Source organism: Nocardia aurantia, assembly GCF_009604425.1.
Taxonomy (GTDB): Bacteria; Actinomycetota; Actinomycetes; order Mycobacteriales; family Mycobacteriaceae; genus Nocardia; species Nocardia aurantia.
Genome location: NZ_WEGI01000018.1, coordinates 1 through 16515, shown reverse-complemented (window position 1 = coordinate 16515; position 16515 = coordinate 1). Strand labels below are relative to the sequence as shown.

Below are 16515 nucleotides of genomic sequence, written 5' to 3'. Positions count from 1 at the left end.
GTCAGAGCACCCCGGCCAGCCGGTCCAGGCTCTGTCCCCAGCCCGTGGCGGCCCCGTCCCCGGGTGACAGCGGGCCGGGGGCCAGCAGATGGAAGGTCATGGTGGTCTTACCGTCGCCGGCCTCGGCGAAGGCGACCGTGATGACGGACTCGTGGTCGGCGCCGCCGTCGCCGGTGGGGTCGCCCCAGGTGAAGACCAGGCGTTCGGGTGCCACGATCTCGCGGAAGACGCCGGCGCTGCGATATTCGGCGCCGTCGGCATCGGACACCATGACCGATTCGTAGCGGCCGCCGACGACGGGTTCGGCGACGATGCTGCCCGGCTTGGTGGTGAAACCTTCCGGCCCCGCCCATTCGGCGAGCTGGTCGGGTTCGAGCCAGGCACGGAACACCAGATCGCGTGGTGCGTCGAAGACTCGGACGAGGGTGAATTCGCGGTCGTTCACGACTGTGGATCCTTTCGCGAGGGTCAGGCGGACTGCTGCGGGCCGGTCATCCACTCCGGCGCGCCGGTGGGGAAACGGGTGCGGAAATCCATCACCGCTGCCCAGGTGGGCCGGATGGCGATGCGTTCCATCCGGGGCGCGACGCCGGCCAGCCGGTCGAGATACTCCTCCACCGACGGGTCGCCGCCCTTGCGCATCGCCGCCGCGTATTCCGGTAGCAGGCCGTCGGATTCGGTGATCTCGGCGCGGCCGCGCAGCAGCAGCACCTCCGGCGGGGCGGCATCGGTATCGATCGTGAGAGCGGCGTCGGGGCGCGCCCGCAGGGCTCGATTCTTGTTCGAGGGCGCGAATCCGGTCAGCACCACTTCGGTGCCGTTCCACCAGAAGTTGATGGGGACCACGCGCGGGGTGCCGTCGGCGGCGGTGAAGGCCAGCCGGGCGGGGATGGCCGCGGCCAGCAGCCGCCGCGCGATATCGGTATCGAGTAGTCCCAGGTCGCCCTGGGGGAGGGCCGTCTCGGTCATGAGTCCGATTCCTTGCGCTGTAAGCGGTGCAGATGCTCGTCGAGGCGATCGAAGCGGCCGTCCCAGAACACGCGATACCGCTCCAGCCAGCCGGTGGCCGCGGCGAGCGGGGCGGCGTCGAGCCGGCACGGCCGCCACTGGGCGTCGCGGCCGCGCGTGATCAGGCCCGCTCGCTCCAGCACCTTCAGATGCTTCGAGACGGCAGGCAGGCTCATCGCGAACGGTTCGGCCAATTGGCCGACCGTTGCCTCGCCGTCCGCGAGCCGGGCGAGGATGGCACGCCGGGTGGTGTCGGCGAGCGCGGCGAAGACACGGTCGAGTTGATCGTCGGACATGGGCACTATTACACCATTCGGTTATTTAACTGTCAGGTTAAATACTGTGGCGCGGAAGGGGTTTTGTCAAGACGCGGAGCTCGTGCCGGTGGCAGACCACTCTTCTCGATAGTAAGAATAGTATTCTTGCCGGGAAGATCGTGGTTACGCGGCGTCGCCGCAGGAGCGGACGGAATCCATGGACACAGGGTTGCAGGACAAGGTGGTCGTCGTGACGGGCGCGACCGCGAACATCGGGCGGGCGACGGCCCTGGCCTTCGCCGCCGAGGGCGCGCGGGTGGTGCCGGTCGGCCGGGACGAAGAGGCCGGCGCGCGGGTGGCCGACCTGGCGCGGGAGCGCGGTGCGGCCGACGTGTTCTGGCGGCGGGCGGACGTGACCGTCGCGGCGGAGGTGACCGCGCTGGTCGACGCGGTGGTGGCCCGGTTCGGCCAGATCGACGTGCTGGTCAACAATGTCGGCGGCAATGCCGTGGTGGCGCCGTTCGTGTCGACGACGCCCGAGCAGTGGCGCGCCGATCTGGACGTCAATCTCACCAGCACCCTGCTCTGCACCCACGCGGTGCTGCCGCACATGCTCGCGGCGGAGGCCGGGCGGATCGTCAACATCGGATCGATGTCGGCGCTGATCGGGGATCCGTTCATGGCGGTGTACTCCGCGGCGAAGGGCGCGGTGCACGCGTTCACCCGGGTGCTGGCGCTGGAGGTGGGGCGCAGCGGAGTCACCGTGAACGCGATCGCCCCGTACGGCACCGTGCCGGAGGATTTCGCCGCCGAGACCAGCGCGGGTAGCCGATTCCGGCCCGGCACCGGGCTTTTCACCGATGCGGAGGCCAGCCGGGCCGAGGAGCGCGCGGTGTTCCGCCGCAACACCGCGCTGGCGCGGCAGGTCGCCCGGCCGGCCGAGATCGGCGCCGCCGCCGTGTATCTCGCCTCCGAGCAGGCGGCCTTCGTGACCGGGCACGTGCTGCAGGTCGACGGAGGAGTGGCGCTGACCTGAAGGCCGGCAGCGTTATTCGACGAGATCGACGACTAGTCGCCGGCCGAGATCGGAGGATTCGATGAAAGGGCTGTAGGTGTCGAGACATTCGGACCACACGGCCTCGGCCTTCGGCCCGTCGTGCTCGGCCAGCGCGCCGATCAGTTCGGTGAACATGGCGTGCGCCTTGCGATTCGTGGTCGTGCTCCACGGCAGGCTCGCCGCACCGGACGCGACGGCGTCCTCGGTGCCGGTCCGGACCCATTGCAGCATCTCGGCGACGACGGCGAGCGCGGGATTGCGCAGCCCGGTGAGGATCACGAACACCGCCCGGCGCCAGGTGCGCACGAACGACTCCGTCTCGGAGATGTGCTGGGCGAGTTCACATTCCAGCTCGCGCAGGACGGCCAGGGCGGCGGGCTCGGGTCCGGCGGCGGCCCGCATCATCACCGGCTCGATCATCCGCAGGGCTCGGGAGAAGTCGGCGAGGGTGACGTGGCGGGACTCCAGTACGGTGCCGGTCAGTTGCGCGGCGACCAGGGCGGTCGGATGCCGGATCGTCGCGCCGTCCCGCTCGCCGGCGCGGAGGTCGAGCAGTTGTTCGGTCTCGAGAATGCGCAGGCCCTCGCGCAGAGTCGGCCGCGAGACACCGAATTCGGCGGTGAGGTCGGCCACCCGCGGCAGCCGGGAGCCGGCGCCGAGCCGGCCGTCGGCGATGCGCGACCGGATCTCGGTGGCGACGGTGGTGGCGGCCCGCTGCGATCGGTCGTCGACCGCCCGGACCGCCTGCGCCCGCCACCACGGGGTGATGTCGACCGCGCGCCGGTCGCGGCGGCCCGCGGCGACCAGCCGATGGACGCGTGCGAGATGGCCGTCGTAGGCGCGCCGGGCCCGGGCGCCGTCGCGCCGGCGCGCGGCGTCCAGGAAGTCGTTGTGCGCGGCCAGGATCCGCCGGGTCGCCGGGACGAGCGCGGCCGGGCCGGCGGATTCGAGCGCGGCGTAGACCTGACCCTTGTAGATCTCGCGCAGCACACCCGTGAGCACGCCCAGGCAGCGGTTGCCCGAGAGTTCGACCACGGCCTGATCGAACACCGCCGAGGCGGTGGCGAACGCCAGCGGATCGCCGGTCGCGGCGCGCTCGGCCTCGTGCAGGGTGGTCAGGTAGTTCAGGCCCTCTTCGCCACATGTCTCGGCGAACCGTTGCGCCGCAGCGGGTTCCAGGGCGTCCCGGGTCGTTCGCAGATCCGCCGCGGTGGTGCCGCGCACCTGCAGCAGCAGTGCCACGTAGCGGCCGGCGGCGACCGGATCGGGCCGTCGCACGACCGCGCCGCCGCCGCGCCCGCGCCGCATCTCCACCAGCGACTGGGATTCCAGGATGCGCAACGCCTCCCGCAGCGTCTCCCGCGAGACGTCCAGCGTGACGGACAGTTCCGTCTCGGGCGGCAGCCGGTGACCGACCTCGAGTGCGCCGTTCAGAATCTGCCGCCGCAGACCCGCGGCGAGCACATGCGCCGTCTTGCGGGCGGGCCGTGCGCGAGGCGTCCCCGGGCCGGGCGCGGCGTACTCCGTGGGCGACACCGAGACACCCCTTTCTGCTATCCGATCGTCGGTCCCGCTGTCAGCCAGCGCTTCTTCCGGCAACCTGGTCAACTATATTGCACTTGCCAAAAATGAGAACCTGATTACCATAGGTGACCGGGGACACATGGCCGATGCCCGGCCGGGCGCCCCGTCCGGCGTCACGCCCCCCTCCGAGCCGGTCCGCGACACCACCGCGAAGGATATTCCGTGACATCACCCCTCAGAACCGCCGTACCACAGGCATTCCGCCGCAACGGATCTGCCGCGAGTCCCGCGGGCGGGCGCCGATGAGCGCCGCCGGGAACGGGAAGGTGGCGCTGGTGACCGGCGCCAGCCGCGGGGTGGGCGCCGCGACGGCCGTGGCGCTGGCGGCGCGGGGTTACGCGGTGGCGTGCGCCGCCCGCTCGACCCGCGATCAGCCGCGCCGGACTCCGGGCACCCTCGACGATGTCGTCGAGCGGATCCGCGACGCGGGTGGCACCGCGGTCGCGATCCCGGTCGACCTGTCGGACCGGGAACAGGTGGCGGCCATGGTCGATCACACCGTCGCGGCGCTGGGCCGGCTCGATGTGCTGGTCAACAACGCGGCCGTCACCTTCGTCGGCGACCTGGACATTCCGCAGCACCGGCACGACCTGGTCTTCGCCATCGACGTCGACGCCCCGATGATCGCGGCCCGGCAGGCGGCCGCCCATCTGCGCGCGGCCGGCGAGGGCCGGATCCTCAACGTCTCGTCGCTGGCGGCGCTGAAGCCGGTGCCCGGCCTGATGTCCTACGGCATGGCGAAGGTGGCGCTGGAGCGGATGACCGTCGACCTGGCCCGTCAGCTCGCCGGGGATCGCGTGGCGGTCAACTGTTTCCGCATCGACGCGCCGGTCGCGTCCGAGGGCACCCTCGCCAACCTGCCGAGCGTCGACCACACCGCCTGGGAGCCTTCGGAGGTCGCCGCCGAGGGCATCACGTGGATGCTGGCCCAGCCGGTGGGCTATTCGGGACAACTGGAGAGCATGACCCACCTCGCTCATCGCGAGGGGATCATGCCCACCGTCACGGCCCGCCCGCTCACCCCGACGGCCATGTTCACCGGCGTGTTCGACGAGTACGCCACCAGCGGCTTCGTCGACGGCTGATCGTCGCCGAATTATCTTCACCCACAGTCGAATACGAGGTACGACACCATGACCGCGGACGCAGCCGCCGGAGCGCACCGGCAGCCGAACTACCACTTCGACCGGCACGCCCCGCAATACCGGGGGAAGTTCGCCGAGATCACCCAGGAGATGCAGGATCGGTGTCCGGTCGCCTGGACCGACACCTACGGCGGGCACTGGGTGGCCGCGGGCAATCGCGAGGTCTTCGAACTGTCGCGCTGCCCGCATCTGTCCAACGATCACGACCCCCAGCACGAGCGCAAGGGCTACCAGGGGATCTCGATCCCGGCGCCGAACCGGCCGGGCATGATCCGCTCCGGCATCCTGGAGATGGATCCGCCGGAACAGAAGGATCTGCGTGCGGTGCTCAATCCGCATCTGTCCCCGGCGGCGGTCAAGCGCTGGATCCCGGTGATCGACGAGGTGATTCGCGCCGCCATCGACGAGCACATCGAGTCCGGGCGCATCGACTTCGTCGACGATCTGGCGAATGTCGTTCCGGCCGTGCTGACTCTGGCGATGCTGGGTATCCCGTTGCGCAAGTGGACCATCTACAACGAGCCCGCGCACGCGTCGGTCTACACGCCCCCGACCTCGCCGGACATGGCACGGGTGGTCGAGATGGGCATGCGCATGCGTGACGATCTGCTCGCGAATTATCTGGAGATCAAGGCGAATCCGCGGCCGGGCATGATCGACGCCGTGGCGCGGGCCACCCTCCTCGGCGAGCCGATCTCCGACCAGGACGCCCTGGGCATGCTCGCGCTGATCATCGGCGGTGGTTTCGACACCACCACCGCGCTCACCGCGCACTCGCTGGAATGGCTCGGTGAACATCCGGAGGAACGCGAAACCCTCAGCCGGGAGCGGGATCTGCTGCTCGACTCGGCGACCGAGGAGTTCCTGCGCTTCTACACCCCGGCGCCCGGCGACGGCCGGACGATCGCCGAGGACTGCGAGGTGGGCGGCCGGCAGTTCAAGGAGGGCGAGCGGCTGTGGCTGTCGTGGGCGATGGCCAACCGTGACCCGTCGGTGTTCGAGAACCCGAACGAGATCGACCTCGATCGGAAGGGCAACCGGCACTACAGTTTCGGTCTCGGCGTGCACCGCTGCATCGGATCCAACGTGGCGCGCACCATCTTCAAGCGCATGCTGGTCGCGGTGCTCGACCGGATGCCGGACTACCGCTGCGATCCCGAGGGCGCGGTGCACTACGAGACCATCGGCATCATCCAGGGCATGCGGAAACTGCCCGCCACCTTCACCCCCGGACCCCGCCTCGGCGCGGGCCTGGACGAAACCCTGGAGAAGTTGCAGCTGATCTGCGACGAGCAGCGGCTCGCCGAACCCGTCACCGTCCGCAAGGACGCGGCCGAGGTCTGAGCTCCGCCTCACCTCACCGCGGGCCCGGCGACCGGCGCCGTCAGGCCCGCGGTGAGGAAGTTCACCAGATCCTCCAGCAGATCCGGTAGTGACCCGGTCAGTCGCTCACCACGCTGCGCGATCTGATACCGCGAGAGCGTGTGCACCGTCGTGGACATGACGGTCATCCACCGCTCCTCCAGTACCGCGGCCGGGTGGTCCGGCAGCAGCCTGCCGAGCAGCGCGAGGAACGTGCTGACGATGCTGGTGCCGGCCACCCCCTCGAGCCCGGTGTAGCCGACCCGCTCGATGATGTGCCGCGACAGGAACGCCAGGTAGTGGTTGCCCTCCTCCAGATGCCCGGCCAGCGAGACGACGAAGGCCCGCACCAGATCTCGTGGTTGTGGCGGCCGATCGGCGGCGAGCAGGTCCGCGAGCGACTCGGTGCGGATCTGCTCGCTGCGCACGGCGCGATGCGCGACGATCGCCCGCAGCAGATTCTCCCGATCGCCGAAATGGTATTGCACGGCAACGTTGTTGCGTTGTCCCGCGGCCACGGCGATATCCCGCAACGGCACGGCCTCGATCCCGCGCTCGGCGAACAACTGCTCGGCCGTCTCCAGGATCAGTAGCCGGGTCGCGGCGCCCTTGGAATTGGCGCGGTCCCGGTTGCCCGGTTGCGCCTCCTCCGAACTCCACTTCTGGCGTGCTGGCATGCCCGAATCCTATGCAGCCCGGTCGCGCCGTTCGTGTATAAGGTGACCAACTTAACTAACATGCTGACATATACCGCCTGCAACTGCATCTCTTGTCATCATTAAGCCATGATGCTTAACTCTGACTCAGTCGGATGGCGGCCGAGGAGTGGGCATGAATGTGGACGAGTTGATCCTGGTGAGCGTCGACGATCATGTGATCGAGCCGCCCGGAGTCTTCGAGGGACGGTTACCCGCCGAATACGCGGCGGCGGCGCCACGATTCATCCGCCGGGCGAACGGGACCATGGCCTGGGTGTACGAGGGCGTCGAAATCCCCAATACCGCGCTCAACGCGGTGGCCGGGCGCCCGATGTCCGAGTACGGCCGCGAACCGGTCTGCGTCGAGGAGATCCGGCCCGGGTGCTACGACATCCACGCCCGGGTCAAGGACATGGACGCCAACGGCATGCTGGGCGCGCTGTGCTTCCCGTCGTTCGTGCGGTTCTGTGGGCAGCTGTTCCTGGAGAACGGGCCGCGCGACCAGTCGGCGGCGATGGTGCGGGCCTACAACGACTGGCACCTCGACGAATGGGCCGGAACCTACCCCGGCCGGTTCATCCCGCTGGCGATCCCGATCCTGTGGGATCCGCGGCTGGCCGCCGACGAGGTCCGCCGGGCCGCTCGGAAGGGTTGTCACGCGGTCACTTTCAGCTCCAACCCGCACGCGCTCGGACTGCCCAGCCTGTACACCGATCACTGGGATCCGTTCTGGCGAGCCTGTTCCGAGGAGGGCACCGTGGTGTGCCTGCACCTCGGCTCCTCCTCGACGGTGCCGATCACCTCACCGGACGCGCCGATCGAGGTGATCTACTCGCTGTCGCCGATCGGCCTCATCGAGGCGGCCTCGGATCTGGTGTGGTCCAGCGTGTTCCGCAAGTTCCCGGACCTGCGGGTGGCGCTGTCCGAGGGCGGCGTCGGCTGGGTGCCGTACTTCCAGGAGCGGATCGACCAGATCTACGCCAAGACCCGGCACTGGTCCGGCATGGATCTGGGCGGCCGGCTGCCGTCGGAGATCTTCCGCGAGCACGTGCTGCTGTGCTTCATCGAGGACTCGGTGGGTCTGGAGAATCGCCGGCACTTGAACATCGACAATCTGACCTGGGAATGCGACTACCCGCATTCGGACAGCACCTGGCCGCGGTCTCCGGAAGCAGTGTGGCCGAGCCTGTCCGGGCTCACCCGTGAGGAGATCGACAAGATCACCCACGCGAATGCCATGCGGCACTTCCGTTACGACCCGTTCGCTCACATCCCGCGGGAGCAGGCGACGGTCGCGGCGTTGCGCCGCCGGGCGGCCGGCTGGGACGTCGGGATCCGCCCGACCGCCCACCTGCGGCCGGCCGGCGTCTGACCGAGAACACGAGAAGGGAAGTACTGCAATGAAACTCGACGGCAAAGTGGTCGTCGTGACCGGATCCGGCAGCGGTATCGGGGCCGCCTGCGCACGTCGGTTCACCGCCGCGGGCGCGAAGGTCGTGGTGACCGACCTCGACGCCGCCAAGGTCGAGGCCGTGACGGCCGAGATCGGCGCCGTCGGCCTGGCCGGCGACATCGGCTCGCCCGACACCGTGCGCGCGGTCGCCGAACTGGCGCGGCGCAGCCACGGCGAGATCGACGTGTGGTTCAGCAACGCGGGTATCACCGGGCCGGCGCGGCCCGGTGACCTGAAGCCGGATGCGGACTGGGAGCAGGCATTTCGCGTGCACGTCATGGCGCATCTGCACGCGGCCCGGGAGGTGGCCCCCGCCATGGTGGCGCGCGGCGACGGCTACCTGCTGTCGACCGCCTCGGTGGTCGCGATGACCACCGACGCCCGCAACGCCACCTATTCGGTGAGCAAGCACGCCGCTCTGGCGCTCGCGGAGTGGCTGGCTGTCACGTATCGCCCACAGGGGATCAAAGTGTCGTGTTTCTGCCCCGGCCCCATGCTGACCCCGATGCTGCTGTCCGAGGGCTTCCCGGCCGATCACCCGGCCCTGGCCCGCGCGCTCACCCCGGAACAGGTGGCCGATCTGCTGGTCGACGCGATCGGCACCGAGGCCTTCCTGATCCTCGACTCCCCGATGGGCCGGGACGAGTTGCGGGCCAAGCTGACCGATTACGACGCCTGGATCGACACGACCGCCGCCCGGTTCGCGGCACCGGCCGGAAGGTAGCACGATGCCGAATCACACTCTCTATCTGGTCTTCTCGAATCCGGTCGCGGGCCGCGACGACGACTTCGACGAGTGGTACGACACCGTGCACGTCCCTGAGGTCGTGGCCACGCCGGGGATGGTCTCGGCGCGGCGCTATACCGTGCTCGACACCGAGATGTCCCGTCTCGCAGGCGCTCCCGCGCACCGCTACCTGGTCGTGTACGAGATGGACGACGATCCGGACGTGGTGATGGCGAAGGTACGCGCGCAGGTGGCCACCGGAACCATGACCATGCACGACTCGCTGGACCTGTCCGGCGTCGCGATGTCCTTCTGGGCGCCGCACGGTCCGCTCGTACGGCACGAATCATGAGCGCCGGGGTGCTCACCGGAAAGGTCGCGATCGTGACCGGCGCGGGCGGCGGCATCGGCCGCGCCTACGCCCGCGGGCTCGCCGAGGCGGGGGCGGCCGTCGTGCTCGCCGACATCGCCGTCGAGGCCGCGCGGGCGGCCGCCGCCGAACTCACCCGGGATGGGCTGGTGGCCGCGGCGGTCGCCGTCGACGTCACCGACGAGGACAGCGTGGCCGCGATGGCGGCCGCCGCGGTCGACGAGTTCGGCTCGGCCGACATCCTGGTCAACAATGCCGCGCTGATGGCCGAGATCATGGGTCAGAGCCTCGTCACCGTGCCGCTGGACGTCTGGCATCGCACGCTGGCGGTGAACCTGACCGGGCCGCTGCTGTGCACCCGCGCGGTCGTTCCGCACATGCGCGAACGCGGATACGGCAAGATCGTCAACCAGTCCTCCGGCGGCGCGTTCCTGCCCTCGGCGCACTACGGCCTCACCAAGCTCGGGCTGGTGAGCATGACCATGTCGCTGGCGAAAGAGCTTGCGCCGCACGGTATCCGGGTCAACGCCATCGCGCCGGGCTGGGTGAACACCGACGCCGGCCTGCGCACCGTGCCGCCGGAGGTGCGTGCGGCGATCGGCGCGGCCATCCCGATTCCGTTCGGCGATCCGGAGGATCTGGTCGGGGGGCTGGTCTATCTCGCCTCGGCCGCCAGCGACTGGGTCACGGGCCACACGCTCAACATCGACGGCGGCTGGATTGCCCGTACTTAGCCGTATCGTCGCAGGTGGGAGGTAGCCCGAGATTTTCCGATGAGACCCTTGTCACAGGCGGGAAACCAACCTACTGTGTGTTCAGTAGGTTGATTCGAACAAAGGAGTTCGGTGTCCGGACAGCGGCCTTCTGCACGCCCGTACGACACTCTTCTCGCGAAGGGTGAGGAACGAAAGCTGCAGATTCTCGCCGTCGCCCAGCGACTGCTCTCGCGTAATGGGTGGCGGAGTACCACACTCGCCCAGATCGCGCGCGAGGCCGGCGTCACGCCGGCGGGGCTGCTGCACCACTTCGAGTCCAAGGAGCAGCTGCTGCAAGCTGTGCTCGAAGCCCGCGACACCGACGACGAACTGCACGCGGACCAAGAAGGCGACATCATCGAGAATCTCGTGAAGGTCGCCGATCGGTTCAGGCGTTCCCCGGACCTGGTCGGCATGTTTGCCGTACTGCTCATAGAAAACCTGGAGCCGGACGCCCCGCTGCACGATCGCCTGCTGGTCCGCTATCGCGCCGCCCTCACCTCCGTCTCGGAGGGGATTCGGCGCGGCCAGCGTTCCGGTCGGTTCCGCACCGACATCGATCCGGCCGTCAAGGCCGTGGAAGTAGTCGCTTTTCTCAACGGGATGGAAACCTCATGGCTGCTCGACCCCTCGATTCCGCTGAACACAGTGTTCAAGGAGTACGTCCGCTCGCTCGAGCGCGAGCTCACGCCCGCAAGCACGATCTGAGATATCGGCTGGCGGTGGTGGCTCCGAGCATGACCGACGCCGTGCGGAACGTCGGGGGTTGGATGTTCGATCGGGTGATGGCGGGCTGGGACGTCACCGTACTGATCTCCGGCGCCGAGGACGTGCGGCCGCTGCAGATCCTCGGCGCCAACGTGCTGGAACTCGAGCGGTCGCTCGGCTCCCAGGGACACGGGCCGATGCCGCACGCGATCGCGGTGTCCGGCGACCTGTTCGAGGCCGATGCCCGGGTGCGCCGCGGCGTGCTCGACGCGCTCGAGCACGGGACCGCGGAGGTCCTGGTGTGGGGCGACAATTGCCCGGTCGAACTCGACGCCCGGATCGGCTCGGTCCAGCACCGGCTGAGCGTGGCCGCCCGCGCCTTCAAGGCGCAGGCCCTCACGGCCGCCGCCATCAGCGCGCCCGCCCTCGGCGGCACCGAAGTCTTCCGCGGCGGCGTCCCGCTGACGCAACTGGCGAGCGTGCGCGACCTCGTCCCCATCGGCTGACCCGGCCCGTGCGCGAGCCCGGCATCCGTGGGATGCCGGGCTTTTCGCGTGCCCGGTCAGCCTTCCGAGTCGCCGCGGCCGGACGGCGGGGTCGCCGCGGAGCCGGCGGTGTCGAGGTCGGCGACCGTGCCGCGGGGATCGCGCAGGACGGCCGCCACCGTCCGGACCAGTTGTGCCGCCAGCGCTTCCACGTCGGCGGCCGCGAACGCGTCGGGGTCGTAGTCGAAACGGAAGGTGATCATCCGGTCGACAGCGATGGTGACCGTGAGCGGACGGGCCGGACCGCGGCGGATCTCGACGCCGGTGACCGACATGCCGTCGACCTCCGCGCCGAGGACGGCGCTCGCCTCGACCGGATACGACTCGACCACCAGCAGCGAATCGAATTCGATCTCGGCGCCGGCCGCGGCCCGGATTCCGGCGAGGCCCGGGGATCGCCACCGCGCCAGCTCTCTCCGCTCCCGGTCCAGGGCGCCGAGCAGATCGGATACCGTCGCCCGGTCGTCCACCCGAATCCGCGCGGGCACGGTTTCGGCGAACGCGCCCACCATCGATTCGCTGCCGGGAAGCTCGTCGGGACGGCCGGGCATCGTGCGGCCGAAGACCACATCGTTGCTGCCGGTGCCGCGGGCGAGCACGATGCCCCAGGCGGCCTCCAGCAGCGTGCCGGTCGTGACACCGAGTTCGGCGGCGACGGCCGTCAGCCGGCGCGCGTGTCCGGCGCCGAGTTCGATGGCCAGGTGCCTCGTGCCCGCCGCCGCCTCGCGCCGCGCGCCCGGCGGCACGAGGCGGGTGCGGTGCGGACGGCCCGACATCGCTTGTGCCCAGGCATGTTTCGCCGACTCGTGGTCCGCGGTCGTCAGCAGCGCGAGATGGTCGCGGAACGACGGCAGCGGCGGCAGGGCCGTCGGATCACCGTGCGCCGCGTACAGCACCATGAGGTCGCGCAGCAGCAGCGGCATCGACCAGTCGTCGGCCAGCAGGTCGTGCACGGTGACGGTCAGGGTCCACTCGTTCTCCGGCAGGCGGTACAGCGTGAACCGGATGGGTGGCGCGGCGGGGGAGAAGGCGGCGGTCCGCTCGTCGGCCAGCAGTTGGGCCAGATGGGTCGGCGCGGTGGGATCGATCGTCTGCCACGGCACGTCGACCCGATCGAGGACCAATTGCACCGGCCTGCCCGCGATGTCGGTGGCGAACACCACCCGCAGGTTCGCGTAGCGGTCCAGCAGCGCCCCGGCCGCGGCGTGCAGCCGGCCGGCGTCGACGGCGTGCAGCGTCAGGATCGCCTGCCGCACCGGACCGGTGCCACCGGATCGGTTGCGGTGCAACAGATCCGCTTGTGCCGGGGTCACCGGCCACACCTCGGACAGGTTCGGGTGACGTTGCCTCCAGGTCGCCCGGTCGGCGGGATCGATCGGCAGCAGCGGACCGGCGGGCAACAGCGGCGCCGGCCGGTCGTCGAGGACCACGTTCGCGGCCAGCGCGGCGAGGGTGCGGTACTCGAACACCTCGCGGACGCCGATCCGGATACCGGCGGCGGCCGCGCGGGAGACCAGTTGCACCGACAGGATGCTGTTGCCCCCGAGCTCGAAGAAGTCGTCGTCCAAACCGATTCCGCCACCGGCCGGTTCGAGGCCGAGGATCTCCGCGAACACCTCGGCGAGGATCTGCTCGACCGGTGTCACGGGCACCCGGAACCGCTGCCGGGTGAACGCCGGCTGCGGCAGCGCCCGCCGATCCAGTTTGCCGGAGCTGTTCAGCGGCAGTTCCGCCAGTTCGACCACCGCGGCGGGCACCATGTACGCGGGCAGGGAGCGGGCGAGCGTGCCCAGCACCTCGGCGGTGTCCAGCGGCGTGTTCGGCGCCGGCACCACATAGGCGACCAGGCGGTCGCCGAGATCCGACGGCTGCACCACGGCCACCGCCTGTGCGACCCGCGGGTGCGTCAGCAACGCCGACTCGATGTCACCGAGTTCGATGCGCTGACCACGGAACTTCACCTGGAAGTCGCTGCGGCCCACGTAATCCAGCACCGCCCGGCCCTCGCGCCGCCGCCACAGCACCAGGTCGCCGGTGCGATACATCCGGGCGCCGGGGGCGTCGAACGGGTCGGCGACGAACCGGTCCGCGGTCAGGTCCGGCCGCGCCACATAGCCGCGGGCGAGCTGGTCACCGGCCAGATACAGGTCGCCCACCACGCCCGGCGGCACCGGTCGCAGTCGCGAATCCAGCACGTACACTTGCGAATTCCATTGCGGCGCGCCGATCGGCACGCTGGTCCGGTCCGCGCCGGTGGCGGGCCAGGAGGTGATCGACACCGCGGCCTCGGTCGGGCCGTACAGGTTGTGGATCCGGGCCGGTGACACCGCGCGCATCGCCGTCACGGTCTGCGGCGGCAACGCCTCGCCGATCACGAAGATGTGCCGCAGCGTCGACAACGCGGCGGCCGGGGCGTGCCCGGCGAACACGGTCAGCATCGACGGTACGAAATCGGTGACCGTCACCCGATGCGCCGCAATGGTTTCCGCGAGATAGGCCGGATCCCGATGGCCCTCGGGAGTGGCGACCACCAGGGTGGCGCCGACCCGCAGCGGAGCGAACCAGCCCCACAGCGAGACATCGAAGGTGGTCGCGGTCTTCTGCAGGTACACGTCGTCGGCGCCGAGCCGGTAATGGTCCAGCAGCCAGGCGATCTGATTGTGGATCGCGCCGTGCGACACCACGACACCCTTCGGCCGTCCCGTCGAGCCGGAGGTGAAGATGGCGTACGCCGGGTGCTGCGGGCGCAACGGCGCCCGGAGTTCCGTCGCCGCCACCGGTTCCGGGGCGAAGCCGGACAGGTCGGCCGTGTCGATCGCGATCGCCGGTACGTCCCGGTCGGTGCCGAAACCGTCCCGGGTGGTGGTGAGCAGGCAGGCCGGGCGGGCGGTGTCCAGGACGTGCCCGATGCGTTCCGCCGGATGGTCGGGGTCCAGTGGCACCCAGGCGCCACCCGCGGCCACGATCGCGTACATGCCGATCACCAGCTCCGGCGATCGGCGAATCGCCAGCGCCACCAGCGACTCCGGGCCGATGCCGCGCGAGATCAGCAGCCGCGCCAGGCGATTCACCCGGACGTCGAATTCCCGGTAGGTCAGGATCGTGTCCTCGAAGATCACCGCGATCCGCTCCGGATACGCGGCCACCGCGTGCCGGTAGTCGTCCAGCAGCGTGCGCGGGACCAGCGGATACCGGGTGTCGTTCCAGCGCCGCAGGATCCGCTCCCGCTCTGCGGTGCCGAGCAGCAGTTCGAGGTCGCCGACGGCGGTGTCCGGCGCGGCGGCGATGCCGTCGAGCAGATGCAGGAACCGTTGCGCGAAGCCCTGCACCGTTGCCCGATCGAACAGATCGGTGGCGTAGGTGAACGATCCGGTGATGCCCTCGGGGACATCCGCCGGGCCGTAACTGTCGGCGAGGGTCAGATTCAGATCGAACTGCGAGAGCCCGCTGTCGACCGCCAGGCCGGCGACGGTGAGGCCGGGCAGCTCCAGGCCGGTGCGGCTCAGGTTCTGGAAGGCCAGCCCGACCTGGAACAACGGATGCCGGGCCGTGGAACGGACCGGGTCGAGCACCTCCACCAGCCGCTCGAACGGAAGGTCCGCGTGCGCGAGCGCCCGCAGGTCGGTCTCGCGCTGCCGGGCCAGCAGCCGCGTGAACGGCTCGTCGGCGGTGAGGCGGGTCCGGAACACCAGGGTGTTGACGAACATGCCGACCAGGTCGTCGAGTTCGCGTTCCCCGCGACCGGCGACCGGGGTGCCGATCGCAATGTCGTCGGTGCCGGACAGCCGCGCCAGCAGCACCGCCAGCGCCGCGTGCACGACCATGAACAGCGTGGCGCCTCGCGTCCGGGCCAGATCCGCCAGTGCCCGATGGGTTTCCGCCGGGATGGTGAGGTCCACCGTGTCACCGGCGAAGCTGCGCACGGCGGGCCGCGGCCGGTCGGCGGGCAGGTCCAGTTGCTCGGGCAGCCCGCGCAGGGTGTCGCGCCAGAACGAGATCTGTTGTGCGATGACCGAATCCGGGTCGGCCTCGTCGCCGAGCAGCTCGCGCTGCCACAGCGCGTAGTCGGCGTACTGCACCGGCAGGGGCTGCCAGGCCGGTTCGCCGCCGTCGACGCGGGCGCCGTACGCGGCCATCACGTCCCGGGTCAGCGGGCCCATCGAGAACCCGTCGGCGCAGATATGGTGCACCACGAGGGCGAGGACGTGTTCGGTAGGGCTGATCTCGAACAGCCCGGCGCGGAACGGGGCTTCGGCGGTCACATCGAACGCGACGCCGACCAGTTCCGAGAGTCGCTGTGACAGATCGTGTTCCGTGACCGCGACCGGGGTGAGATCGGGCAGCACCCGGACGGTGGGCAGGATCTCCTGAAAGGCCGGGCCCAGTGCGGGATCCAGGGTCCAGGCGGCGATCGCGGGGAACCGGGTCCGCAGCGACTCGTGCCGGTCGAGGACGTCGCCGACCGCGATCTGGAGGGCCTGCCGGTCCAGCAGGCCGGACAGGCGTACCGCCGCGTGGATGTTGTACGCCGCTGCCGCCGAGCCGGATTGCGCGCCGTCCGGGCCGGCCTCGAACCGGTTGAGGAACCACATGCGTTGCTGCGCCGGCGAGAGCGGGACCAGCGGGGGCCGCTGTCGTGGTTCGAGGGGGATGCGGTTGCCGGTGTCGGTGCGGGTTTCGGTGCGGGCGGCGAGGGCGGCGACGGTGGGTGCGTCGAAGAGGTCGCGGACGCCGACGCGGGTGTGCAGGGCCGCGGACAGGCGGGCGGCGACCTGGGTGGCGATGAGGGAGTTGCCGCCGAGGGCGAAGAAGTCGTCGTCGAGTCCGACGCGGTCGGCGCCGAGGA

The 16515-nt window shown here is 70.2% G+C and carries 16 protein-coding genes; 10 read left to right on the top strand and 6 right to left on the bottom strand.

Features of this window, described 5'->3' with window-relative positions; all coding sequences use genetic code 11:
- Position 1 precedes the first annotated feature (1 nt).
- From NRB56_RS34250 to NRB56_RS34240, 3 genes are read right to left on the bottom strand one after another with little or no spacing between them, the layout of a single operon-like run.
- Positions 2–445 carry an SRPBCC family protein gene (locus NRB56_RS34250; RefSeq protein ID WP_319943947.1) on the bottom strand — a complete coding sequence of 148 codons (444 nt, stop codon included), beginning with the start codon at positions 443–445 and terminating at the stop codon, positions 2–4.
- Between the two features lie 23 nt (positions 446–468).
- Positions 469–969 carry a pyridoxamine 5'-phosphate oxidase family protein gene (locus NRB56_RS34245; protein ID WP_153348520.1) on the bottom strand — a complete coding sequence of 167 codons (501 nt, stop codon included), beginning with the start codon at positions 967–969 and terminating at the stop codon, positions 469–471.
- Positions 966–1304, bottom strand: a complete 339-nt coding sequence (locus NRB56_RS34240; RefSeq protein WP_153348519.1) for an ArsR/SmtB family transcription factor — start codon at positions 1302–1304, stop codon at positions 966–968. Before NRB56_RS34240 ends, NRB56_RS34245 begins: the two co-directional genes overlap by 4 nt.
- A gap of 178 nt (positions 1305–1482) precedes the next feature.
- Between NRB56_RS34240 and NRB56_RS34235 the strand changes: the two genes are divergently transcribed.
- Complete coding sequence (locus NRB56_RS34235; RefSeq protein WP_153348518.1) at positions 1483–2301, top strand: SDR family NAD(P)-dependent oxidoreductase; 819 nt, start codon at positions 1483–1485, stop codon at positions 2299–2301.
- 12 nt (positions 2302–2313) lie between these two features.
- Here the strand turns inward: NRB56_RS34235 and NRB56_RS34230 are convergent, their stop codons facing one another.
- Positions 2314–3858: a FadR/GntR family transcriptional regulator gene (locus NRB56_RS34230; RefSeq protein WP_319943946.1), complete on the bottom strand. Its 1545-nt coding sequence runs from the start codon at positions 3856–3858 to the stop codon at positions 2314–2316.
- Here NRB56_RS34230 and NRB56_RS38520 point away from each other — a divergent pair.
- From NRB56_RS38520 to NRB56_RS34220, 3 genes are all read left to right on the top strand, one after another.
- The gene (locus NRB56_RS38520; protein ID WP_194291105.1) at positions 3848–4072 is read left to right on the top strand and encodes a hypothetical protein; all 225 of its coding nucleotides are present in this window, start codon (positions 3848–3850) and stop codon (positions 4070–4072) included. The genes NRB56_RS34230 and NRB56_RS38520 overlap by 11 nt on opposite strands.
- Positions 4073–4148: 76 nt before the next feature.
- Entirely contained in the window at positions 4149–4991 is an 843-nt protein-coding gene (locus tag NRB56_RS34225) for an SDR family NAD(P)-dependent oxidoreductase (RefSeq protein WP_153348517.1), read from the top strand.
- A 48-nt stretch (positions 4992–5039) separates the two neighbouring features.
- A complete protein-coding gene (locus tag NRB56_RS34220; RefSeq protein ID WP_153348516.1) occupies positions 5040–6395 on the top strand; it encodes a cytochrome P450 in 1356 nt (451 codons plus the stop codon).
- 8 nt (positions 6396–6403) lie between these two features.
- Here NRB56_RS34220 and NRB56_RS34215 read toward each other — a convergent pair whose 3' ends face one another.
- Positions 6404–7090, bottom strand: a complete 687-nt coding sequence (locus tag NRB56_RS34215) for a TetR/AcrR family transcriptional regulator (protein WP_153348515.1) — start codon at positions 7088–7090, stop codon at positions 6404–6406.
- 154 nt (positions 7091–7244) lie between these two features.
- On the opposite strand from NRB56_RS34215, the gene NRB56_RS34210 reads away from it, so the two are divergent.
- The 6 genes from NRB56_RS34210 (at position 7245) to NRB56_RS34185 (ending at position 11630) form a co-directional block, all read left to right on the top strand.
- Complete coding sequence (locus tag NRB56_RS34210) at positions 7245–8483, top strand: amidohydrolase family protein (RefSeq protein ID WP_153348514.1); 1239 nt, start codon at positions 7245–7247, stop codon at positions 8481–8483.
- Positions 8484–8511: 28 nt separating this feature from the next.
- The gene (locus NRB56_RS34205; protein WP_153348513.1) at positions 8512–9288 is read left to right on the top strand and encodes an SDR family NAD(P)-dependent oxidoreductase; all 777 of its coding nucleotides are present in this window, start codon (positions 8512–8514) and stop codon (positions 9286–9288) included.
- A gap of 4 nt (positions 9289–9292) precedes the next feature.
- Positions 9293–9643 (top strand): DUF4286 family protein, encoded by a 351-nt coding sequence (locus NRB56_RS34200; RefSeq protein ID WP_153348512.1) that lies wholly within the window; start codon positions 9293–9295, stop codon positions 9641–9643.
- The gene (locus tag NRB56_RS34195) at positions 9640–10395 is read left to right on the top strand and encodes an SDR family oxidoreductase (protein WP_153348511.1); all 756 of its coding nucleotides are present in this window, start codon (positions 9640–9642) and stop codon (positions 10393–10395) included. Before NRB56_RS34200 ends, NRB56_RS34195 begins: the two co-directional genes overlap by 4 nt.
- A gap of 111 nt (positions 10396–10506) precedes the next feature.
- Positions 10507–11124: a TetR/AcrR family transcriptional regulator gene (locus tag NRB56_RS34190; protein ID WP_319943945.1), complete on the top strand. Its 618-nt coding sequence runs from the start codon at positions 10507–10509 to the stop codon at positions 11122–11124.
- The gene (locus tag NRB56_RS34185) at positions 11121–11630 is read left to right on the top strand and encodes a hypothetical protein (RefSeq protein WP_227838578.1); all 510 of its coding nucleotides are present in this window, start codon (positions 11121–11123) and stop codon (positions 11628–11630) included. Before NRB56_RS34190 ends, NRB56_RS34185 begins: the two co-directional genes overlap by 4 nt.
- Positions 11631–11686: 56 nt before the next feature.
- Here NRB56_RS34185 and NRB56_RS34180 read toward each other — a convergent pair.
- Positions 11687–16515: non-ribosomal peptide synthetase (locus NRB56_RS34180; protein ID WP_153348509.1), on the bottom strand; the 4829-nt coding region annotated here is incomplete at its 5' end.

Coding starts and splice junctions, on each gene's coding strand:
- NRB56_RS34245 (WP_153348520.1), bottom strand. CDS start 969: ATGACCGAGACGGCCCTCCCCCAGGGCGACCTGGGACTACTCGATACC.
- NRB56_RS34240 (WP_153348519.1), bottom strand. CDS start 1,304: ATGTCCGACGATCAACTCGACCGTGTCTTCGCCGCGCTCGCCGACACC.
- NRB56_RS34235 (WP_153348518.1), top strand. CDS start 1,483: ATGGACACAGGGTTGCAGGACAAGGTGGTCGTCGTGACGGGCGCGACC.
- NRB56_RS34225 (WP_153348517.1), top strand. CDS start 4,149: ATGAGCGCCGCCGGGAACGGGAAGGTGGCGCTGGTGACCGGCGCCAGC.
- NRB56_RS34220 (WP_153348516.1), top strand. CDS start 5,040: ATGACCGCGGACGCAGCCGCCGGAGCGCACCGGCAGCCGAACTACCAC.
- NRB56_RS34215 (WP_153348515.1), bottom strand. CDS start 7,090: ATGCCAGCACGCCAGAAGTGGAGTTCGGAGGAGGCGCAACCGGGCAAC.
- NRB56_RS34210 (WP_153348514.1), top strand. CDS start 7,245: ATGAATGTGGACGAGTTGATCCTGGTGAGCGTCGACGATCATGTGATC.
- NRB56_RS34205 (WP_153348513.1), top strand. CDS start 8,512: ATGAAACTCGACGGCAAAGTGGTCGTCGTGACCGGATCCGGCAGCGGT.
- NRB56_RS34200 (WP_153348512.1), top strand. CDS start 9,293: ATGCCGAATCACACTCTCTATCTGGTCTTCTCGAATCCGGTCGCGGGC.
- NRB56_RS34195 (WP_153348511.1), top strand. CDS start 9,640: ATGAGCGCCGGGGTGCTCACCGGAAAGGTCGCGATCGTGACCGGCGCG.